Origin of the sequence: Paracoccus versutus (genome assembly GCF_029909795.1) — a bacterium.
Lineage (GTDB): Bacteria > Pseudomonadota > Alphaproteobacteria > Rhodobacterales > Rhodobacteraceae > Paracoccus > Paracoccus versutus.
On the sequence record NZ_CP038197.1, the window covers coordinates 225037 to 246442 of the forward strand.

Genomic DNA, 21406 nt, shown 5'->3' on the forward strand with positions numbered 1-21406 from the left:
ATCCTGCCGCGGGTCTGGCCTGCTGCCCCACCTGCCGCGCCTCCCGTGTCGATTTTATATCAGATTTTAAGTCAGCATATAGCTTTCTGTAAAAGTCACCCCCGGCTTATCCCGATAAGTTCCGCCAATCTTGAGGGGAGAGAGCCTGCTTGCGAAGAGAGAAGGGGGAGACGACCATGCAAACGGCAACGAATGCAGAAGCGGGGCCGGTCCGGCCCGAGGACGAACGGCTGGGCCTTGCCGCCAATCTGGCCTATGGCATGCAGCATATCCTGACCATGTATGGCGGCATCGTGGCGGTGCCGCTGATCGTCGGCCAGGCCGCCGGCCTGTCGCCCGCCGACATCGGGCTGCTGATCACGGCATCCCTGTTCGCCGGCGGCGTCGCGACCATCCTGCAAACCATCGGCCTGCCATTCTTTGGCTGCCAGTTGCCGCTGGTGCAGGGGGTTTCCTTTGCCGGGGTGGCGACGATGATCGCCATCTCGGGGAATGGCGGCATACAGGCGATCTTCGGCGCGGTCATCGTCTCGTCGCTGCTGGGCCTGCTGATCACGCCGATATTCTCGCGCATCACCCGCTTCTTTCCGCCGCTGGTGGCGGGAATCGTGATCACCACCATCGGTCTGACGCTGATGCCGGTCGCGGGGTCCTGGGCGATGGGCGGCGACCGCAACGCGGCCGATTACGGCAGCCCGGCCAACATCCTGCTGGCGGGCCTGACGCTGGCCATCGTGCTGCTGCTCAGCAAGGTCGGCAATGCCGCCATATCCCGGCTGTCGATCCTGCTGGCGCTGGTGATCGGCACGGCCATCGCCTATGCGACCGGCATGACCGATTTTTCCCAGGTCGGGCAGGGGCCGGTCTTCGCGCTGCCGCAGATCTTTCATTTCGGCTATCCGACCTTCGGCGTCGCGGCCACCATCTCGATGTTCATCGTCATCCTCGTGACCCTGGTCGAGACCTCGGCGGATATTTTCGCCGTGGGCGAGATCGTCGAGACCAAGGTGGACGGGCGGCGGCTGGGCGACGGGCTACGCGCCGACATGCTGTCGAGCATGCTGGCGCCGGTCGTCGGCTCGTTCACGCAAAGCGCCTTTGCCCAGAACGTCGGCCTGGTGGCCGTGACCGGCGTCAAGAGCCGCTATGTCGTGGCGACGGGCGGGCTGATCCTGGTGGCGCTGGGGCTGTTCCCGGTCATGGGCCGGATCGTCGCGGCGATTCCCAGCCCGGTGCTTGGCGGTGCCGGCATCGTCCTGTTCGGGACGGTCGCGGCAAGCGGCATCCGCACCCTGTCCAAGGTCGATTACGCCAACAACATGAACCTGATCATCGTGGCGACCTCGATCGGCTTCGGCACCATCCCGATCGTGCTGCCGGCCTTCTACCACCAGTTCCCGGCCTGGGTCGAGACGATCTTCCATTCGGGCATCAGCTCCTCGGCGCTGATGGCGATCACGCTGAACCTTCTGTTCAACCATTTCACGGCCGGCAATTCCGACCAGCCCTCGGTCTTCGGTGCCGCGGCGGAACGAACCATCCGCTACACCGACATCGCCCAGCTCGAGGACGGGGACTATTTCATGGACGGCCGGCTCTACGACGCGAATGGCAATGAGGTGCCGCTGGTCCGCCCGGCCAGCCACTGACCGCGACCAGCCACTGACCCCGAGGCGGGCCGCCTTCCCGGCGGCCTGCCCGAACCGCCGCCCCTTCGCGGCATGTTCCCGGCCACCCACGGGCGCGCGCCTGCATCGGGTGGGCGGCATCGGGCTAGCCGTGCAAGGGGATCAAAGGCAAAGGGGGCGATGGCAGCCCGTAGGGGAGTCGAACCCCTCTTTTCAGGTTGAAAACCTGACGTCCTAACCGATAGACGAACGGGCCATGCCTGCGCCTGCGCTTCGGCCGGCGACACGGCTGCTCTTAGGCCAGCTTCGGCGGCTGCGCAAGGGGCCGCGGCGCATTCCCCTGTGGGTAACTCGCGGCCGGCGCCGTCAGCCCTCGCGCACGCCGCGCATCAGCATCAGCGCGACCGCCGAGCAGACCAGCGTCGCCAGCACGATCGGCCGCGCCGTGCCGTCGTAAAGCAGCCCGACCGGCGCCGCGATCAGCACCGCCCCCAGCGTCGAAAGCGCGCCGACGACCGAGGCCGCCATCCCCGCCACATGACCCATGCGCTGCAGGGCCATGGCGTTGAGGTTGCCGAAGGTCACGCCGGCCATGAAGAACACGCTGACCGCCCAGAAGAAGAAGGCCGGAAAGCGCAGCGCCTCGGGCAGCAGGTCGCAAAACACCAGCACCGTCATTGCGCCCGAGACCACGACCTGCATGGCATAGGCCCAGCCCACGATGCGCCGCATGCCCAGCCGCACGACATAGCGCGCGTTCAGCACCGTGCCGCTGCCCGACAGCAGGGCCATGGCGGCGAACCACAGCGGGAAGCTTTCGCCCTTGCCGTAGGTGTCGACGAAAAGCTGCTGGGCCGAACTCAGCAGCGCGAACATCTGCCCGAAGCCCAGCGTCATCACCACCGTCACCAGCTGCACCTGGCCGTTGCCCATCACCTCGCGCGCCGAGGCCGCCAGGCTGCGCAGGTTCAGCGGCCGGCGCGCGGCCTCGGGCAGGGTCTCGGGGCGGCGCAGGTTCAGCCACAGGCTGCCGATCAGCGCCAGCACCACGAAAGAGCCGAACACCCCGCGCCAGCCGACGAAATGGATCACCACCGCCCCGATCGACGGCGCCACCGCCGGCACCAGGATGAAGACCATCATCACGAAGCTGGTGATCCGCGCCATCTCGCGCCCCTGGTACAGGTCGCGCACCATGGCCAGCGCCACGATGCGCGGTGCGGCGGCGGCGATGCCCTGCACGAAACGCGCCGCCAGCAGCAGGTCCAGCGAATCGGCAAAGATCGCCGCCACGGCGGCCAGCGCGTAAAGCGCGAAGCCGGCGGTGATGACCGGCTTGCGCCCCAGCGCGTCGGAAAGCGGCCCGCCGACCAGCAGGCCCAGCCCCAGCCCGCCGACGAAGGAGGTCAGCACAAGCTGCGCGCGGTTGACGTTCTGGGGCGTCAGGGTGGCCGCGATCTCGGGCAGGGCCGGCAGCATGGAATCGATCGAAAAGGCGATGACGGCGAAGATCAGCGCCAGCATCGCGATGAACTCCGGCAGGGGCTGGCCGCGGGTCGGTTGGGGATTGGGCATGATGTCTTCCATCGGTGGACCTCCGGGGCGTAACCTCGCAAGCCCCGGGGTTCAACCCCTGCGGGCACCCCGCCTGATCCCGTCCCTTTCGCCTACAGGAAGCGGATTTCCCCCGTGGCGGTGCCGTGCATCGCGGCCACCACCACGATTTCGGCGGCATGGCCATGTCCTTCAGCGTCGGGCTTTCCGCAAGGATCTTGGCCACGGTCAGTTCGGCATTCTTCTCGGCCACCTGCTGCACCAGCGCCTTGTCCTTCGAGGTGCGATTGGCCTGGGCGACGGCCGCAATGGCCGGTTCGATCCTCTGCATCACATGCGTCAGATAGCCCAGCTCGACCTTGTCGATGGCACCCTTGGCCGCGCCGCAGGCGCTGTGCCCCCAGCACGACGATGGCCCTGGAGCCCGAGACCTTGCAGGCAAATTCAAGGCTGCCTATGATGTCGGTGTTCACATAATTTCCGGCGATGCGCGCGGTGAACAGGTCGCCGACCTTCTGGTCGAAGACCAGTTCCGGCGGCACGCGGCTGTCGATGCAGCCCACGACCGCGGCAACGGGATATTGCCCTTCCGAGGTTTCGCGCGCCATCGCGTTCAGGTCGCAATGCTGCACCGCCCCGGCGGCAAAGCGGGCATTGCCCTCTTGCAGCGCGGCGATGACATCGCGGGGGTCATGTCGGCCTGGCGCTCCTTCGTCGGCATGACGCAGGCGGTTTCCGCCATGCCCGCGCCGGCGGAGGCCGGCGTGAACGAAGCGGTGGTGCAAAGAAACATGCGGCGGTTCATCATGGGGTAACCGCCCGGTTGCGACCATCTGCCTGAGTTTGGGCGGATCGGCTATGGGACGTGCATAACGACGTCGTTAGCGACGTCTCTTATGCGGGGTTGAGGATGCGTGGCGATGTCCTTGGGTTGGAGCGGCGGCGGTGGGATGACGAGGAGAAGCTCGGGATCGTGCTGTCGGTTGGCGCCGATGGCGCGACGGTCACGCAGGTGGCGCAGCGCCATGATGTGACGCGCCAGCAGATCTACGCCTGGCGGCCCGAGCTGAAGAAGAAGGGGCTGGTGTTTCCGACCGCCGATGCGCTGTTCCTGCCGATCTCGGCGCCCGAGCCGATAGAGACGGCCCTGCCAGAGGCAACTGTCCGCTCGACCGCACCCGATCCGCAGATTGAGTTGGTGCTGGCCAATGGCCGCTGCCTGCGCTTCATGCCAGATCTGGAGCCTGCTGTTCTGGTGCGGCTGATCCGGGTGGTCGAGGCGGCATGATCGGCCCCGGAACCGGTGTCAGGGTCTATCTGGCCTGCGGCGTGACCGACATGCGCAAGGGGATCGAGGGGCTGGCGGCGCTGGCCCGGGACGTGCTGCGCCAGAACCCGACCTGCGGCGCGGTCTTCGCCTTCCGCGGCCGTCGCGGCGACAGGCTGAAGCTGCTCTATTGGGACGGCCAGTGCTTCTGCCTCTACTACAAGATCCTGGAGCGGGGCCGCTTCCCTTGGCCCGGCAGTAGCGAAGGATCGATGCGCCTGACTTCGGCGCAGCTTGCCATGCTCTGGGAAGGAATTGATTGGCGCAGGCCGGATTGGGGCGCGCCGCCTGCGCGGGTCGGATGAACCGGAAGACGTTGTTTTTATGGCTGTTCGGACCGATCCGTGTTATCAGATCGCATGTCGAGCATGGCCGAACACCTGCCGGATGATCCTGCGCTTCTGAAGGCGCTGATCGCGGCCTTGCAGGCCGGGAATGCGCAGATATCGGCGACCCTGCGCGCCCCTGACCCTCTGATCCAGACCCTGCGGGCGCGGATCGCCAAATTGCGCAAACAGGTCTTCGGCCAGTCATCGGAGAAGATCGAACGCGAGATCGCACAGCTGGAACTGGCGCTTGAAGACCTCATGGTCGCGACAGCCGAAAGCAGCGCGGCCGCCGCCGAGGATGCCCCGGAAGTCAAGACCATCGCCGAGCCCGATACAGAGGACCGCCCCACACGCCGCCGCCCGCGGGTCTCGGCGGATACGCCGCGCGAGCGTCAGGAACTCGACCCCGGCAGCTGCTGCCCCGATTGCGGCGGCGACCTACGACTGGTGGGCGAAGACACCAGCGAGATGCTGGATCTGGTTGCGGCGCAGCTGGAGGTCGTGCAGATCGCCCGGCTCAAGAAGTCCTGCCGCCGCTGCGAGCACAGGGTGCAACCGCCCGCGCCCAGCCGTCCGATCCCCGGCAGCATGGCGGGCGCGGGGCTGCTTGCGCATGTGCTGGTCTCGAGGTTCGACGATCATCTTCCCTTGTATCGCCAGAACGAGATCTTCGCCCGCATGGGTGCGGACATCCCCGACAGCACTCTGGTCGACTGGTGCGGCCGGGCGATGCGGGTGCTGCAGCCGCTGATCGATCGCATCGAGATGTCGGTGATGGCCAGCGATCTGCTCCATGCCGATGACACCCCGATCCGGGTGCTCGACCGGTCCTTGCGCGACCGCGGCCTCGGCAAGGGGGTGAAGAAGGGTCGGATCTGGGCCTATGTCCGCGATCAGCGGCCCTGGTCCGGCTCAGCGCCACCCGGCGTGACCTGTCACTTCGCGCCGGACTGGAAGGAAGAGCATGTCCGCCATCACCTGCGACGGTCCAGCGGCATGCCTCACAGGCAGATGGCTACAAGGGCTACGCCAAGCTCTACCTTCCCGAACCGGACGGCAGCTCGGCCCGCTTCCGCGAGGCCGCGTGCTGGGCGCATCTGCGACGGGACTTCCATGACGTCTGGCAATCCACCAAATCCGAGATCGCCCGCGCAGCCCTTGATCGGATCGGGGCGTTCTACGACATCGAGCGCGACATCACCGGCCAGACTGCCAAGGCGCGCCATGCGGCCCGCCAGACGCTGAGCAAGCCGCTGGTCGAAGCGTTCTTCGACTGGTCCGGGGTGCAGCTACGCCGGCTCCCCGGCAAGAGCGATCTCGCGAAGGCCTTCCGCTATGGCCTTAGCCGCCGCGCGGGCTTCAGCCTGTTCCTCGACGATGGCCGCGTTGCCATCGACAACAATCCGGCCGAGAGGGCCCTGCGGCCCATTGGAATCGGCAGGAAAAACTGGCTCTTCGCGGGTGCCGAGACCGGCGCCGAGACTCTCGCCGGCGCCATGACCCTGATCGAGACGGCCAAGATGAACGGCCTCGATCCGCAGGCCTATCTGGCCGACATCCTGGACCGCATCCACGACCACAAGATCAACCGGCTCGACGAACTGCTCCCCTGGAACTGGGCGCCACCGGCAGCACCGCGGGCGGCAGCCGCCTGATCATCGGCAAGCCGAGGCGGTAGAAACCGAGCGGTTACATCATAGGTTACTCCTCCCGTTGTGTTCATGGGTTCACAGCCCAAGGAGGTCGGGCGCGCAGACTGCACCGGACCAGACTGCACCGGACCAGACTGCGTTGCTTTGCAAAATTTTTCCTGAATGATCGCTTTTTGGCCAAAGAATCGGATTCGGCCTGGCGTCCATGTTGTCGCAGGGTGGTCATCGCCTCGGGGGAAACAGCACGCCCCCGCCCGTCGCTGGGCCGGTCCTGTTTGCCCGGCCGCTGCACTGCGGTCATGGCGGCTTGGCGCACAGGTCCATTGCGCCCGCCCGTCACAGAGCTATATCTGGCGCATGAGCGCGTCCCTGAACCTGATGAAACTCTGCGTCGGCTGCGACGATCCGGCCGAACTCGCCGCCTGGCAGAAGCACCGTTTCGGCGGCGGCCCGGCCCGCCATGTCACCCGCATGTGGCCCAAGCGCGAGGCCGAACTGCTGGACGGCGGCTCGATCTACTGGGTGTTCAAGGGCGTGATGCAGGCCCGCCAGCGCATCCTGGAGCTGCATGAGGTGCAGGGCGAGGACGGCATCCGCCGCTGCGCGCTGGTCCTTGCCCCCGAGCTGGTGCGCGTCGCGGCCGTGCCGCGCCGTCCGTTCCAGGGCTGGCGCTATCTGCCCGGCGCCGAGACCCCGCCCGACCTGCCGGCAGGCCGCGGGGCCGAGCCGGACCTGCCCCCCGAAATCGCCAGGGCGCTGGCCGAGATGGGCCTGCGCTGAGCCATCCGGGAAGGCATGCCGAAAGCCGGCAATGCGCTTTCCCTAGGTGGCGCGGCAAAAATTTCCCATGGCGGGGTGGAAAACCCTCTCGACAGGCGCGTCGGGCTTTCGCAGTCTCCAGGTCTCCAGGTCTCCAGGTCTCCAGGTCTCCAGGTCTCCAGGTCTCCAGGTCTCCAGGTCTCCAGGTCTCCAGGTCTCCAGGTCTCCAGGTCTCCAGGTCTCCAGGTCTCCAGGTCTCCAGGTCTCCAGGTCTCCAGGTCTCCAGGTCTCCAGGTCTCCAGGTCTCCAGGTCTCCAGGTCTCCAGGTCTCCAGGTCTCCAGGTCTCCAGGTCTCCAGGTCTCCAGGTCTCCAGGTCTCCAGGTCTCCAGGTCTCCAGGTCTCCAGGTCTCCAGGTCTCCAGGTCTCCAGGTCTCCAGGTCTCCAGGTCTCCAGGTCTCCAGGTCTCCAGGTCTCCAGGTCTCCAGGTCTCCAGGTCTCCGAGGCGGGCTGCTGTATCCCTTTGCCCCAGCTTCCTGCGAGACTAGGCCGTGCCAGCACATTCCAGTGTCATGGGCACCCGGAAACCTCACCTCGGATCCCGCGCCGAAGGGCCTGACCGGCAGAGACTAGCCGTTTCCGATGGCGTGGCGCTGGAATCCGCTGCCAAATCCCGCGGCTGCAAGCCCTGGCGGGTGTTCCCTGCCGGGCAGAGCGTGCCAATCCGACGCAAGCGGGCACAGAAACCCCACCGGGCGCAGTGGCGTATCGCCCATCGCGGCCGAGGCGCGGTCCACGGCATGGCTCTGCAGGGGCCGGCAACCGGCTGGGGAACCCTGATCAGCGTCTCGGGCGGTCCGCCCATCGCGGTTGCCGCGCCCGCACCCGGCGCGGTCGGGCCTGGTGCCGGTTTTCGCCAGCAGGGCGGCCGCGATCCGCGCGTCCGGCCGGCTCGGGTCGTCCCGGCGCGCGGAAGCCGCCGAAGCCGCCGAAGCCGAGGACCAGGATGTTCCACAGGCAATGCAGCGCCATCGCCGGGACAAGCGACCGGCACCGGATGCGAAGGGCCAGCCAGCCGGTCCCGGACAGCACGGCCGCGACGGACTGCACGATGCCGCCCTGCATGTCCCCGGTGCCGGCGACATCGGCCATGTGGGCGATTCCGAAAATCCCGGAAACGGCCAGAAAGGCCGGCCAGAACGGCATCGCCCGGCGCGGCGCGCCCCATAGCACGCCCCGAAAGGCAAGCTCCTCTGCGATGCCGATGGCGATCACGTTGACCATCACATGGATCGCCACCGCTTGCATTCCCTGGCCCGCCGCCCCGACCAGGGCCGCCATGGCGGCAAGATGCAGAAGCGGAAACCAGAGGAGCCGCCCGAGGGTGCGCCAGTCGGGCCACCGCAGCCCCAGGCCGATCCCGCGCAGCAGCCGCACGGCAAGCAGCAGGAATGCCAGCGCCGCAAGGTTTTTCCACGCCAAGGTGGTGGTCGTCGCCTGTTTCAGCGAAACCGGGGCATCGCGCGGCATCAGGCCGATGCTGGTCGTCAACACCAGCCGGGCCGCAACGACGCAAAGCGCGACGGCAAGGCGGTCGAGCCCGCCGGATCGCGACCCGATCTCAAAAGCCTGGGTCAATCCTTTGTCCTTTCCCCGATCCGCCCTGCCGTGGCCGGTCGATCCGTCCCGACCTGCATCGCATCCGTTCTCTCCCGCCTGGAAGTCGACCCGCCAGTCGCCCAGCGGTCCGTCGAGCCCAAGAAGCAGCCTCTCGCTGTCCTGCTCAAGCGCGGCGGCATTGCGCCCGCCCTGCCGATCGGCCGATGATCCATGGCCCCGCGCCCAGAACGCGCTGCCGGGATCCGTGCCGGCCGCAAGGCGGAACCTGTCGGCGAAGGCGAGGCGGGGAAAACGGCCCTCCTCGAACAGCAGGTCCAGCGCCGAGGCATGGATTTCCCCCGACAGAAGGTCCAGCCCGCGGCGCACTGCATTCTCGTTGCTCATCAGCGCGACCGTGTTCCATACCGCGTAGCCGCGGGGCAGGGCATCGATCCCCCGGCCGGTCGAGGACTGGTTGGCCCTGCGCGCGAGCGATGCGAAGGAGACGTCGCACCAGCTCCAGCGTGACGTCATTGCCGTCCCCGCCGGCATGGTTCAGCTGCGGGTCAAGGAACAGGAGGTTCCTGTTCACCGCGGCGAAGGTTCCGCTTACGGCGCCGGTCCCCTGGTTGTCGATGATGGTGAAGGGGTGGGCGATCGCGCTCCAGCCCTCGGCCGCAACGGGCGAGAAGCGCAGATCGAGGGTCGATCCGGCAATGTCGACGCGGCCCTGCACCACCAACCCGCCCACGGCCTCCGGCGCGCCGGCGATCTGCAACGTGCCGCGCAGGACATAATCGCCCAGGACCGCCTGCCGGCCCAGGCGGTCGCCCGGAGCGTGGACGCCCCCGGGCGGCGATGGTGACGGCGGCCCCCGCGTCGCCGAGCGTGCCCGATCCGCCCAGCGTCCCGCCCGATTGCACGCTGATCGGGCCGCCCAGCCCGCCGGCGCCCACGGTCAGCCGGCCATCCGTGACCGTGGCGCTGCCGGCGAAGCCCGCATTGTCGCCGGCCAGCGCCAGCGTGCTCGCGCCGAGCTTGTAGAGCTCTCCGCCGCCAAGGATGCCCCGGCCCAGGGTAAAGACGTGGCCGGCCGCGGCGATGTCGAACCCGCCGCCGTCGACGCCCACCAGGACGGTGCGGTTCGTGGCCCGGTAGCTGTCGCCGGTCACGCGCAGGACGCCGCCGTCCAGAGTCAACGCGCCCCCGGCCTGGCCAAGCGCGTCGTCGGCAGCGACCGCGACCACGCCGTCCTCGATCCTGGTGCCGCCGGCATGGGTGTTGGCCCCGGTCAGGACCAGCGTTCCGCCCTGGGTCTTGACGATGGCGTACCTTAGCCACAGGGTCATTTCGCATCGTAATGGACCGTAACGTCCAGTGGAACTTGGAGTGACAGGCATGGCCTGGGATTTTCAGAGCCTTTTCCGGCGGCACGCGCCGGGGATCGCCCGCTCGCTGCGCAGGCGCGGGCTGGATGCCGAAGCTGCGGCGGACCTGACCTAGGACACCTTCGCGAGGGTCATCGCCAGGGGGCCCGCCCAGGATGTTTCCGACTACCTGTCGAGGGCCTATCTTTACCGAGTGGCGCGCACTGGGCATCAACCACGCAAAGCGGCAGGCCTTGGTGCTTTCGCTGCCGCTGGAGCAATCTGAAGCCCAACGGGCACTCGCCCGCGAGCCCGACGCAGAAACGATCCTGGCCTCTCGTGAGCAGTTGCGGCTGGTGGCTGCCGTCCTGGCCGAGTTGCCGGAACGCCAGCGGTGCGCATTCCTTCTGCATCGGGTCGAAAATTGGCCCATCGCGCGCATCGCCGAGGAGATCGGGTTGTCCCCAACCCGCACATGGGAGTTGGTCCGTGATACCTATCGCCGGATCGTGCTGCGGACAGGGGGGCTCTAAGATGGCCTCCGCATCCGAGAAACGGCCGGAACTGGACGACCGGACATCCCGCCTGCTGGACGAGGCCATCGACCTGGTGATCCGACGGCAGAACGCGCCGGAGAACTTTGTGACGCTTCAGACGATTTCGGCCTGGCGCGGGCGCAGCGCAGAGCACGGGCGCGTCTGGCAGTGCGTGGCCGAGGCGCATGGGTTGAGCGGTGCCGCCTTGGCCGAACCGGCGAAGCCCCGGCTGACCCGGCGCAATCTGGTGCTTGCGGGGACGCTCGGCCTGGGGGCTGGAGTGTTGGGTGCCTGGGGCTTGCCTTATATGCGATTGCGGTTGCAGGCGGACCAGTTGACCGCCACGGCCGAATTGCTGCCCGTGGAGTTGCGCGATGGCACGCGGATCACCCTGGGTCCGGCCAGTGCCATCGCAATGCCGGACCATGGCGAAACCCGCGCCGTGCGCCTGTTGCGGGGCATGGCCTGGTTCGATGTCGCACCCGATCCGACGCACCCCTTCGTCCTGGAATTGAACGGCGGCGTCGAGACGCGGACGGCAGGGGCATCCTTCGAGGTCTCGCAGGATGCGGGTGTCGTCAACCTTGCCGTTGCAAGGGACGAGGTCGAGTTGATCGGCACATCCCGTTACGGTATCGGCGCCGGGCGCTGGATCCGTCTGGATACCGAGACCGGCCACCCGGAGACCGGCAGCCGCGACGGGGCCATGGCTGGGGCTTGGCGGACGGGGATGGTCGTAGCCGAGGCCGAGCCGCTGGAAACGCTTGTCGCGCGGATCGCACGCTGGTTGCCCGGCCGTGTGATCGTCGCGGACGCTGCGATCGGTCGCGCGCGGATCAGCGGCCTTTTCGACATCTCCGACCCCGAGCGAGCGCTCGAGGCCGCCGTCCGCCCGACCGGCGGCCGGTTGCGCCGGGTCTCGGGTCTGTTGGCGGTCATCTCCAGCGTCTGAACTTTTTTCGATAATCGACCGAATGAATCGCCTGCCCGATTGTATCAGTCATAGGGTCGGGCAATACCCAATGCGCTCCGGCGAGCGAAGGCACGGCACATCCTCCAGTCCAGTTTGACCGAAGGAGAGGCTCGCCATGGCCGAAAGTTCAGTTTATTCAATGCTATATCCAACCGCGATCCGGCCGGCGCGGATGCTGGGGGCACTGTTGCTTTCCACGCTGGTCCTGGCGGGCGGAACCATCGTGATCAGCCAAGCGGCATCGGCGCAGGAAAGCGCGCAAAGCGTGGAGTTCTCGATTCCGGCCGGGCCATTGAGCCAGGCGCTGATGGTCTGGGGACGGCAGGCGGGGGTCCAGATCTCCTATCTGGATGCCGTCACGTCCGGCAAGAGCACGTCGGGCCTTACGGGCAACCTGCGACCGGAACAGGCGCTGGCGCGGCTGCTGTCGGGCTCGGGCCTGCATTACAGCTTTTCCGATCCCCGCAGCGTCGTCATTTCAGGCCGTTCCGCCTCCGCCGGCATGACGGTGAGAATGGCGGTGCGAAATTAGTCCACGTTAGCGGCGGCATGGTGCTGCTGCGGGCGGCGTAAAAGTCGTCCACCTTTTCCCTTTCTGCGGCTGCAGGGAGGATGGGAGGATCTACAGCGTGGAACTCTATCTCAAGGTTCGTCAGGCCTGTGCTGCTGGTATGAGCCAGCGTCAGGCGGCGACGACATTCAACATATCGCGCGACACGGTCGCAAAGATGATGACGTTCTCGGTTCCTCCGGGCTACCGGCGGACGGCCGAGGTCAGGCGCCCGAAGCTCGATCCGTTCATCCCGATCATCGAGGGTTGGCTGGAGGCGGACCGGACCATGCCGCGCAAGCAGCGGCATACGGCGAAGCGTGTGTTTGACCGTCTGCGCGAAGAATGCGGTTTCACCGGCGGCTACACGATCATCAAGGATTATATCCGGGAACGTGAGCGGCGGGGCCAGGAGGTGTTCGTGCCGCTGGCGCATCCCCCAGGACACGCGCAGGCCGACTTCGGCGAGGCAATGGTTCGGATCGGAGGTGTCGAACAGAAGGCGCATTTCTTCGTGCTGGACTTGCCGCATAGCGACGCCTGCTACGTCCGTGCCTATCCGGCGGCGGTTGCCGAGGCCTGGGTGGACGGTCATGTCCATGCCTTTGCCTTTTTTGGGGCGGTTCCGCAGTCGATCGTCTACGACAATGACCGCTGCCTGGTGGCGAAGATCCTGCCGGATGGCACCCGCAAGCGGGCGGCGCTGTTCAGCGGGTTTCTGTCGCATTACCTGATCCGGGATCGCTATGGCCGCCCTGGCAAGGGGAACGACAAAGGCAATGTCGAAGGCCTGGTGGGCTATTGCCGCCGCAACTTCATGGTGCCGATGCCTGAGTTCGCCAGTTGGGAAGAATTCAACCTCTGGCTGGAGGAGCGCTGCAAGCGGCGTCAGCACGATGTCCTTCGCGGCGAGAGCGAAACGATCGGCGAGCGACTGCAGCGCGATCTCGCCGCGATGCGCCCGCTCCCGGCGGCGCCCTTTGATGCCTGCGATCAGGCGACCGGCCGCGTGTCGTCGCAATCGCTGGTGCGCTACAAGACCAACGATTACTCGGTGCCCGTCGCCTACGGCCATCAGGATGTCTGGATCCGGGGCTATATCCATGAGGTGGTGATCGGCTGCCGGGGCGAAGTGATCGCCCGCCATCCCCGGTGCTGGGATCGCGACGAGATCGTCTTCGACCCGCTCCATTACCTTCCGCTGATCGAGCAGAAGATCAATGCGTTGGATCAGGCGGCACCATTGCAGGACTGGGACCTGCCAGAGGAGTTCGCCACCCTGCGCCGGCTGATGGAGGCACGGATGAACCGGCACGGCCGACGCGAATATGTCCAGGTCCTGCGGCTTCTGGAAACCTTCGATCTGGCCGATCTGCATGCGGCCGTGAGGCAGGCGCTGCAGATGGGGGCGATCGGCTTCGATGCGGTGAAGCATCTCTTGTTGTGCCGGGTGGAGCGCCGGCCACCCCGGCTGGATCTGGACTGCTATCCCTACCTGCCCAGGGCAACGGTCGAGAAGACCGAGGCCCGCTCCTACATGCGGCTGCTGTCTGTCAATGCGGAGGGCGTGGCATGAGCGACGCCCCGGAAATCCTGCTTGCCCATCACCTCAAGGCGCTGAAACTGCCGACCTTCCTGCGAGAACACCAGAAACTGGCCCGGCAATGTGCGGCGGAAGGCGTGGACCATGTCCGATATCTCGCCCGGCTCGTCGAACTGGAACTGATCGACCGGGAACGGCGGATGGTCGAGCGGCGCATCAAGGCCGCCAGGTTCCCGGCCGTCAAAAGCCTGGACAGCTTCGACTTCACGGCCATCCCGAAGCTCAACAAGATGCAGGTGCTGGAACTGGCCCGGTGCGAATGGATCGAGCGGCGCGAGAACATTATTGCTCTCGGCCCCAGTGGCACGGGCAAGACGCACATCTCGCTCGGCCTTGGTCTGGCCGCCTGCCAGAAGGGCCTGTCCGTCGGCTTCACCACCGCCGCGGCCCTGGTCAGCGAGATGATGGAGGCCCGCGACGAGCGCCGCCTGCTGCGCTTCCAGAAGCAGATGGCAGGATACAAGCTGCTCATCATCGATGAACTCGGCTTCGTGCCGCTGTCGAAGACCGGCGCCGAGCTGCTGTTCGAACTGATCTCGCAACGCTACGAGCGCGGATCGACCCTGATCACCAGCAATCTGCCTTTTGACGAATGGACCGAGACATTCGGCTCCGAACGCCTCACCGGCGCGCTTCTCGACAGGCTGACCCACCACGTCAGCATTCTCGAAATGAATGGCCAGAGCTATCGTCTCGCCCAAAGCCGCGCCCGAAAGGCCGGCTGACCCCTTTCAAAAAATACCAACGGCACAAGCACGGAACTCTGGTCGGGCTACGCCCTCCCGACGTTCCGTGCTTGTGCCGCTAACTGGCAGACTTTTGCGCCGCCGCGTGGCCGGGTTTTACTCCGCCGTTGACAGCTGGGCGGGAGAGACCCAATAAACGGCGCAGACAAGCATCGCCTCGGGAGGCAATACCGCGTCGGGATCAAAGAGCCATTCCTCGACACGGGAATGGCCCCACAGCCACGCTTGCGCTTCCTCGTAGCTCGACACCGACTGTGGCGCAAAGACACGACCACGACGCATGTCAGCCCCCGAGTGGGAAGGAGATGCCGGGAAGGACAACACCGCCACAGACGGCGGCATGATAGGCCGGGAACATGGTCGCGGCCACGGCACCAGCCGCACCGAGGACGGGCGGCAGAACCGCTTTGACGATCAACGGGATAAGGGGTTTCACTGTGGACCTCGCAACTGAAAACGACGGAAGGCCCGTCGCAGCCAGTGTTCCTATGTCGAACCACTGAAATAATGGCCAACTCGCACCGGTCCATTACATATAACCCATTGATTTCAATTCATCCAAGAATCGCGCGTTTTCCCGCTTTGACCATTCTACGCGCGATTATTGACCATCGAAATGTTGCGTGATGGCCAAAGAAAAGGCCGCCCGAAGGCGGCGTGACGAAGTCTGGCATCTTATGGAGGGCAGGGCCGGACTGGGCCTGCCGATAGCGGGTCAGGTTCCACCAATGCTCTCGAATTGCTCTTCGAAGATTCTGCGGAACGGGCTGCCCGGTGCGGGATGGTGGAGTTCGTCGAGCAACGACCCGAAAGCTCCCCAGTTTTTGATGCGGCAGGGAGAACGCTCGGGGTCAAACCCGGTCTGAAGGATCTGCAATGCGCCGCGGATTCCCGCCACCCCTTTGGCGGTGTAGATCCAGCCACAAGTGGTTGCAGCATCTGATCCTGGACTGATAGGTCGTCGAAAGCGGCATATGGCCCGAACTCCATAGCGGTGCCCAGCAGATCCGTCACCCGGATGCTTTGTTCGAGCGGCAGGCTGTCCAGCCATACCGGACCGGGGCGTTCTGCAATCCTGTCAGCGATATAGGTCTGGAGCGGGGATCCGGGGCAGGGCGCAGCGCAGCCTGCAAGATCCTGCAACCTAGCGGTGTTTTCCGGAACGCTGTCTGCAAAGACGCCCTTGCCGTCCGCTCCACCAGGCCGATCCCGGCGGATCAGGGGCAGCCTATGTGTCGGGCAGGACCGGATCGGCTTCAGCCGCCAGATCAGCCGTTCGCGCCGGTGGATGGCAATATCCTGACCTACCGCCATAGCGATCGCATCGTCCTCGGCCAGGCAGGCCGGACAAAAGCGCAGATCCTGCTGCGGGCGCAGGCTGTCGATCAGGATCTCCTCACCGAGCCGCCAGCTCCGGCAGGTGTTCCGCATCAGGGTGTTGCGCAGCACCGGTCCCGGATCCTGCCCGGCGGTTGCGCACAGGCGGGCCACCTCATCCGGATCGCCGATGGACAGAACGAAAGGATCGAGGCCGAGATCACGCAGGAAGGTTCCGATGGGGCCGCGGATATGGAAAGCGGCCATGCGGGCCGCCCAGGACCAATGGGTCTCATCCGCCCGGAACGGCAGCAGGGGGAAAAGGCGGGCCATGCTCATGCCCCGCCGCCGCCGGGCCCGCGCGCGAGCAGGCGGATCGTCGGCCTCGTTCCGGTCGGGGTCGATCTGCGGCCAATCCGGGGCGAGGAAGACATTGCCGCCGGGCGGGCAGCCCTCCTGCATCGCCCAGAATTCCGCAAAATGGGCGATGTCCAGACGGGATGCCCCCGCCTCCAGGGCAAACTCGATCGCACCGACCAGGGTCTCGATGCAGCGGCCAAAGCGATAGCGCGCGCCATGAAACAGGCGCAGGATCAGATCACCGTCAAGCGGCGGCTCAAGCCCCGCAATCCGGCAATATTCCCGGACTACCCCGGAGAAGCTTGCCCCATCCGTCACCTCCGAGACCGGCGGCAGGATCAGCGTCGAAAGCCGACGCTGGACCTGAGGATCGGAACGGACGATCTCGTGCAGCCTCTCGGTGCCGGACAGGATCGGGATGACGGCCTCGTCCCCCTGCATGAGGGATTTGAGGGCGCGCAGGATCAGGTGGCGATCGGCGCAAAACAGGTCATGCGCCTCGTCGATCCACAGAACCGTGATACCCAGATCCTTGAGCCGACCCCGGAGGGTTTCCCAAAGGCCCCAGCCTTCGCGGTTGGCGGTGATCACCGGGTAACCGCTGCGCTGCAACAGCGCAGCGGTCATGCTCTTGAAGGTGGCGGGGCTGGGCACGCTGGCATCGAGATAGTGCCGCCCCGTCGCTCCGGACAGAACCGGGTGCCGTTCCAGGGCGCGGGAGATCAGCGTGGTCTTGCCGCCACCGGCACCATCCACCACCATCACGCCGTGGGTCTCTCGCCCCGCGGAAAAGCGCTGCGGCTCGGGCAAGAGGTTGCCCGCCTCATCCCGACACAACAGCCGGTCGAGATGGGTGATGAATGCGGCGTCCCTTGGCGTATCGACGCGGAGTTTGCGCAGTTTCTGAAGGATCCGGGCGGCCTCGGTGGGATTGGGCATGGGGTTACTCCATGATGGACCAGGGTTGCGCTGCGGGGGCCGCATCGGGCAGGTCGGGTTGCGTGGGGGCAGGATCAGTGGCCGGCATCACCGGCAAGGTCGCCGGGCGCGGCGCCTGCGCTTCCGGGTCCGGAATGGAACGGCCAAGGCCATCAGCAGCCGCAGGCCGAGCCGGTTTGTCGCCACCCGCATTGAAGCCGATATAGAGGCTGGCCTCCAAATCCCGGATCCGCTCGGGCGTCCATTCGTCAACGAGCAGCCCGGCCATCCGGGTCGCCGCGGTGCTGCGCCCTTCGATCGCCGTGATCGCGGCATGGTTCAGCACGCCGAAGGTCTGGCCCATATGGGTGTTGATCCCCCATTCCAGCCATTTCCCCAGCGGACCGTAATCGGCATAGCCCATGTCCAGCAGCGGCTGCCCGCTATATTGGTCCAGGTGCACCACACGCTGCTGAGTGAGGTCGTCGGGATAGACCGAACCGCTGAACATGTCTTCGGGCTTCTGCGGCAGGTTGACGGCATAGCCGCGATGCAGACCCAGCCGGTCGAAGGACGCGATCGCATCGTCCAGCGTGATCGGGGTGCCGCCGGGCACCGGGCTTTCAGGGATCTGCGCCTGTTCCAGCGACCACGAGGTCTTGGCAATCTGATCCAGCTTCTGCTGCGACATTGGCACGTTCACCCGCACCCCGTCGGGATAGCCGAAGTTGTTGCCGTTGGCCCATTCGTTCACCTTGCTGCCCCAGACGCCCGACCAGGGCATGCCGGTGACGGCCAAGAAGACGATGAAGAAGCCCACGAGCAGCCCCGTCACCGCATGCAGGTCGCGCCAGAACACCCGGCGCTGCGGCTTGCCCCGAACGGAGACGATGCCGCCCTTTTGCCCGCGCGGCCACCACCGCCAGGTGCCGGTGCCGACCAGCAGGATCGACCAGCCCGCCGCGATCTCGATGACATAGCGCGTCCAGGTGCCGAAATACTTGAAGCTGTGCAGCGTGCGGATCGTCCACATGATCGTCGAACGATCCGGCATCGCGCCCAGCACCAAGCCGTTATAGGGGTTCACATAGACCGCCATCTTGCCGCGCTCCGTGCTGACGGTGATCTCGGTCGAGGCGCCGGGGTCGGCCGGATCGGTGTATTTGACCGCCGTGCCCGGAACCGCATCCAGGGCCGAGGCGACCTGCGCGGTCGGTGCCAGCCTTTGGCTGTCCTGCACCTGCACGCGCTTGAGGTCGGCGTGATACCAGTTGTCGATCTCGTTGCGGAAGACATACATCGCGCCGTTGATCGACAGCGTGATCATGAAGGGCAGCACCAGCAAGCCCGCGTAAAATGCCAACGCCAGGCGGCGCGATAAAGGTCGCCCACACCCTGGCGAGCGGTATTGGGAATTGCAGACATGGAGTCCTCGCATGCGTTGGCCCGCCGAGGCAGGACCGATGTTGGCTGGGAACGGGCGCTCAATGGCCCGAATGATCCGAAGCATGGCCCTGGTCGGCGGCGGGTGTGGCATTCATGGCGCGCACCTCGAACGGCAGGGCGATTTCGCCCGCTTTCTCGAAGACCAGTGTCGTCTCGACGATCTCGCCCTCGGCAAAGGGGGTCGGCACCTGCATGAACATCAGGTGATAGCCGCCGGGCTTCAGCTCGACCGAGCCACCGGCCGGGACTGGCAGGCCATCGGGCAGTTCGCGCATCTTCATCACGTCGCCCTTCCTGGTCATCTCGTGGATATGCAGCTCGCCCGCCCGCGTCGAGCGGGCCGCGACCAGCCGGTCCTCCTGGCTGCCCTTGTTGGCGATGGTGACATAACCGCCGGCCACCGGGGCATTGGGCGGCATGGCGCGGACATAGCCGTCCGAAAGCAGATCTCCATGCGTTACGGGATCGGCCGAGGCCGAGGCGGCAAGGAGGCCAAGGAAAAGCGCGCCCAGCATCGGGGCGGCCAGAATTCTGGATTTCATGGTTCTATCTCGTGTCTGAACTGCATTCACCGCCCCGATGGACGATGGCGAGGTTCAGACTGCGGGCGGTCCCCGAGCCGAGGGGGCAAGCACCTGCGCGCAGGGCGCGATCTCGATAAGGATGTATGATCCGGGTTACTACACCACCTATCGGCTGTCCTCTCCTCTGCGGATCGCCGGCCGGCAAGGATGCGAGATCCGGGTAAGGCGGGCAGACGGCGAGGCGGCACGCCGTCGCCATGCCGACGAACTGGCGCTGCTGGATGCGCTTGTCGCGATGGGACAGAAGATTACGTCGAATGTCGGGGCAGCCTTCGCCGACGAATGGATGCTTTCATGTCGTGCGGCGCGCTGAGACCGCTGCGCGGGGATTTAACGGCTCTTCGTCTTGCGTTGTCAGGCCTATGGGTCCAGAAAAAGCAGGATCGCACGTAATAACATCACTGCCGCTCTTGACATGTAATAGCATTACATTGTCTTCCTGAACGCCGGACAGCTATCGACGCGGATGCAGGTGCGGGTATGGACAGAACGGCAATGCTGGAGGTCGCGGGGCTGCGGATCTCCTTCGGTCCGCGCGAGATCGTCGGTCCGCTCAACTTCACCGTCGCGCGCGGCGAGCGGATCTGCCTGCTGGGAGCATCAGGCTCCGGCAAATCGATGACGGCGGCGGCGATCCTTGGGCTGATTTCGCCGCGCGCGCAATGCAGCGGCAGCGTGCGCGTGAACGGCCATGAGGTGCTGAACATCCGCGTGCCGCAGCGTCCCGCCGATGCGCGAGTGGCGATGGTGTTCCAGGATACGCAATCGGCGCTGAACCCACTGGTCTCCATCGGATCGCAGCTTGAGGAACCGCTGCGGCGGCATGGCGGGCTGGATGCTGGCGCGGCGCGGGAGGAGGTCCGTGCCCTGCTGGCCTCCATCGGCCTGCCGGGCACCGACGCCTTCCTGCGGACCAGCCCGGCCGAGATTTCGGGCGGCCAGCGGCAGCGGGTTTGCATCGCGCTGGCGCTGGCCTGCCGCACCGGGCTGATCGTCGCGGATGAGCCGACGACGGCGCTGGACGTGGTGACGCAGGCGCAGGTGCTGGAGGTGCTGAAGCAAAAGACCAGCGCGCCCGGCAGCCCCGGCTTGTTGCTGGTCACGCATGATCTGTCGGCGGCGATGCGGGTCTGCGACCGGGCGCTGATCCTGGCCGAGGGGCGGATCGTCGAGGATGGTCCCATCGACCAGATCCTGAATCGCCCGCGTCATTCCTTCACCTGCGAACTGGTCGATTGCGCCTGCGAGGGGCTGCATATCGTCCGCGAGGTTGCTTGATGAACGCCCTTCTCATGAACGAGGATGGCTCTTTCCTGTCGGTCAGCGGGCTTGAGCGCAGCTTTCCGGTCCCGGCGGGCCTGTGGCGCAAGCCCGAACGCCGCATGGTGCTGCGCGGGGTCGATTTCGCGCTGTGGCCGGGTGAGCGGGTGGCGCTGGTGGGCGCCTCGGGTTCAGGCAAGACGACGCTGCTGCGCTCGCTGCTCGCCATCGACGCGCCCGATTGCGGGCATATCCTGTGCCAGTGCAAGCCGGTCCGACCGGCGGGCATGGCGGAACTGCGCTGGTATCGGCAATCGGTGCAATACATCCCGCAGGACCCGGCGGCCTCGCTGGACCCGCGTATGACGGTGCGCCAGCAGATCGCCGAGCCGCTGCGCCGCCTTGGTGTGGATTGCGAACACGATGTCCGCATCCGTGAATCGCTGGAACGGGTCGGGCTCGGGCCGGAGCTCCTACTGCGCCGCCGCAATGAACTCTCCGGCGGCCAGGCACAGCGGGTGGCCATCGCCCGCGCCATCGCCACGCGCCCCGCTTTCCTGCTGGCCGACGAGCCGATGAGCGGCCTCGACCTGCCGATCCGCCGACAGGTTGCCGCGGTGCTGCGGGATCTGTCGGAGAACCAGGGCACCGGGCTGCTGATTGTGTCGCATGACATCGTGGATGTGTCGCGGCTCTGCACCCGCACGGTGGTGATGTATGACGGCGCCATCGTCGAGGATCGCCCCAGTGCCGAGTTGCTGGCCGATCCGCACCACCCCGCCGCCCGCGGACTGGTCGCGGCGGCATTGCCCGATGCCGCAAGGCTGCCCGCGCCGCAGGCGTAGGCCCCCCGCCTGAAAACCAACCGCTGTCCGGCGGCGCCTGCGTCCGCCATGAATG

At 66.3% G+C, this 21406-nt stretch carries 18 protein-coding genes, 1 tRNA gene and 3 pseudogenes; 13 read left to right on the plus strand and 9 right to left on the minus strand.

The features are described 5' to 3' along the window. Nucleotides 1-176 precede the first annotated feature (176 nt). On the plus strand, nt 177-1649 hold the full coding sequence (locus E3U25_RS12135) for a nucleobase:cation symporter-2 family protein (RefSeq protein WP_116222596.1): 1473 nt from the start codon (nt 177-179) through the stop codon (nt 1647-1649). A gap of 160 nt (nt 1650-1809) precedes the next feature. Here E3U25_RS12135 and E3U25_RS12140 read toward each other — a convergent pair. From E3U25_RS12140 to E3U25_RS25055, 4 genes and pseudogenes are all read right to left on the minus strand, one after another. Then, nucleotides 1810-1884, minus strand: a tRNA-Glu gene (locus E3U25_RS12140). 110 nt (nt 1885-1994) lie between these two features. After that, nucleotides 1995-3203: a Bcr/CflA family efflux MFS transporter gene (locus tag E3U25_RS12145; RefSeq protein WP_116222846.1), complete on the minus strand. Its 1209-nt coding sequence runs from the start codon at nt 3201-3203 to the stop codon at nt 1995-1997. A gap of 226 nt (nt 3204-3429) precedes the next feature. Next, nucleotides 3430-3630, minus strand: a pseudogene (locus tag E3U25_RS25050) (hypothetical protein); the annotation flags it as partial. 10 nt (nt 3631-3640) lie between these two features. Next, nucleotides 3641-4015 (minus strand): annotated as a pseudogene (locus E3U25_RS25055) (carbonic anhydrase); the annotation flags it as partial. A 77-nt stretch (nt 4016-4092) separates the two neighbouring features. Between E3U25_RS25055 and tnpA the strand changes: the two are divergent. The 4 genes and pseudogenes from tnpA (at nt 4093) to E3U25_RS12170 (ending at nt 7270) form a co-directional block, all read left to right on the plus strand. Continuing rightward, a complete protein-coding gene (tnpA, locus tag E3U25_RS12155) occupies nt 4093-4470 on the plus strand; it encodes an IS66-like element accessory protein TnpA (RefSeq protein ID WP_116222597.1) in 378 nt (125 codons plus the stop codon). Further along, nucleotides 4467-4814, plus strand: a complete 348-nt coding sequence (gene tnpB / locus E3U25_RS12160) for an IS66 family insertion sequence element accessory protein TnpB (RefSeq protein ID WP_116222598.1) — start codon at nt 4467-4469, stop codon at nt 4812-4814. The genes tnpA and tnpB overlap by 4 nt, the downstream gene beginning before the upstream one ends. Nucleotides 4815-4868: 54 nt before the next feature. Further along, nucleotides 4869-6493: pseudogene (gene tnpC, locus E3U25_RS12165) on the plus strand (IS66 family transposase). A gap of 354 nt (nt 6494-6847) precedes the next feature. Next, a complete protein-coding gene (locus E3U25_RS12170; protein ID WP_114537472.1) occupies nt 6848-7270 on the plus strand; it encodes a DUF1489 family protein in 423 nt (140 codons plus the stop codon). An 817-nt stretch (nt 7271-8087) separates the two neighbouring features. On the opposite strand, the gene E3U25_RS12175 is transcribed toward E3U25_RS12170, so the two are convergent. Beyond that, nucleotides 8088-9380 (minus strand): CPBP family intramembrane glutamic endopeptidase, encoded by a 1293-nt coding sequence (locus E3U25_RS12175; protein ID WP_166435581.1) that lies wholly within the window; start codon nt 9378-9380, stop codon nt 8088-8090. Nucleotides 9381-9412: 32 nt separating this feature from the next. After that, nucleotides 9413-10195 (minus strand): autotransporter-associated beta strand repeat-containing protein, encoded by a 783-nt coding sequence (locus E3U25_RS12180; protein ID WP_166435582.1) that lies wholly within the window; start codon nt 10193-10195, stop codon nt 9413-9415. A 275-nt stretch (nt 10196-10470) separates the two neighbouring features. On the opposite strand from E3U25_RS12180, the gene E3U25_RS12185 reads away from it, so the two are divergent. From E3U25_RS12185 to istB, 5 genes are all read left to right on the plus strand, one after another. Further along, nucleotides 10471-10746 (plus strand): sigma factor-like helix-turn-helix DNA-binding protein, encoded by a 276-nt coding sequence (locus tag E3U25_RS12185; RefSeq protein ID WP_244295335.1) that lies wholly within the window; start codon nt 10471-10473, stop codon nt 10744-10746. Nucleotide 10747: 1 nt separating this feature from the next. Further along, nucleotides 10748-11701 carry a FecR family protein gene (locus E3U25_RS12190; protein ID WP_116222603.1) on the plus strand — a complete coding sequence of 318 codons (954 nt, stop codon included), beginning with the start codon at nt 10748-10750 and terminating at the stop codon, nt 11699-11701. Nucleotides 11702-11837: 136 nt separating this feature from the next. Beyond that, the gene (locus E3U25_RS12195; RefSeq protein ID WP_116222604.1) at nt 11838-12254 is read left to right on the plus strand and encodes an STN domain-containing protein; all 417 of its coding nucleotides are present in this window, start codon (nt 11838-11840) and stop codon (nt 12252-12254) included. A gap of 97 nt (nt 12255-12351) precedes the next feature. Beyond that, a complete protein-coding gene (istA, locus tag E3U25_RS12200) occupies nt 12352-13848 on the plus strand; it encodes an IS21-like element ISPve1 family transposase (RefSeq protein WP_116220988.1) in 1497 nt (498 codons plus the stop codon). Beyond that, nucleotides 13845-14600, plus strand: a complete 756-nt coding sequence (istB, locus tag E3U25_RS12205) for an IS21-like element ISPve1 family helper ATPase IstB (protein WP_116220987.1) — start codon at nt 13845-13847, stop codon at nt 14598-14600. The genes istA and istB overlap by 4 nt, the downstream gene beginning before the upstream one ends. Before the next feature lie 696 nt (nt 14601-15296). Here istB and E3U25_RS12210 read toward each other — a convergent pair. From E3U25_RS12210 to E3U25_RS12220, 3 genes are all read right to left on the minus strand, one after another. Beyond that, on the minus strand, nt 15297-17237 hold the full coding sequence (locus tag E3U25_RS12210) for a TniQ family protein (RefSeq protein ID WP_116222605.1): 1941 nt from the start codon (nt 17235-17237) through the stop codon (nt 15297-15299). Nucleotides 17238-17241: 4 nt separating this feature from the next. Continuing rightward, complete coding sequence (locus E3U25_RS12215; protein ID WP_244295288.1) at nt 17242-18579, minus strand: PepSY domain-containing protein; 1338 nt, start codon at nt 18577-18579, stop codon at nt 17242-17244. A gap of 121 nt (nt 18580-18700) precedes the next feature. Beyond that, complete coding sequence (locus E3U25_RS12220) at nt 18701-19204, minus strand: copper chaperone PCu(A)C (protein ID WP_116222606.1); 504 nt, start codon at nt 19202-19204, stop codon at nt 18701-18703. 37 nt (nt 19205-19241) lie between these two features. Between E3U25_RS12220 and E3U25_RS12225 the strand changes: the two genes are divergently transcribed. From E3U25_RS12225 to E3U25_RS12235, 3 genes are all read left to right on the plus strand, one after another. After that, nucleotides 19242-19559 (plus strand): DUF1007 family protein, encoded by a 318-nt coding sequence (locus E3U25_RS12225; RefSeq protein ID WP_072463134.1) that lies wholly within the window; start codon nt 19242-19244, stop codon nt 19557-19559. A 167-nt stretch (nt 19560-19726) separates the two neighbouring features. After that, nucleotides 19727-20524: an ATP-binding cassette domain-containing protein gene (locus E3U25_RS12230; RefSeq protein WP_036757674.1), complete on the plus strand. Its 798-nt coding sequence runs from the start codon at nt 19727-19729 to the stop codon at nt 20522-20524. Next, nucleotides 20524-21351, plus strand: a complete 828-nt coding sequence (locus E3U25_RS12235; protein WP_116222607.1) for an ABC transporter ATP-binding protein — start codon at nt 20524-20526, stop codon at nt 21349-21351. The genes E3U25_RS12230 and E3U25_RS12235 overlap by 1 nt, the downstream gene beginning before the upstream one ends. Nucleotides 21352-21406 lie beyond the last annotated feature (55 nt).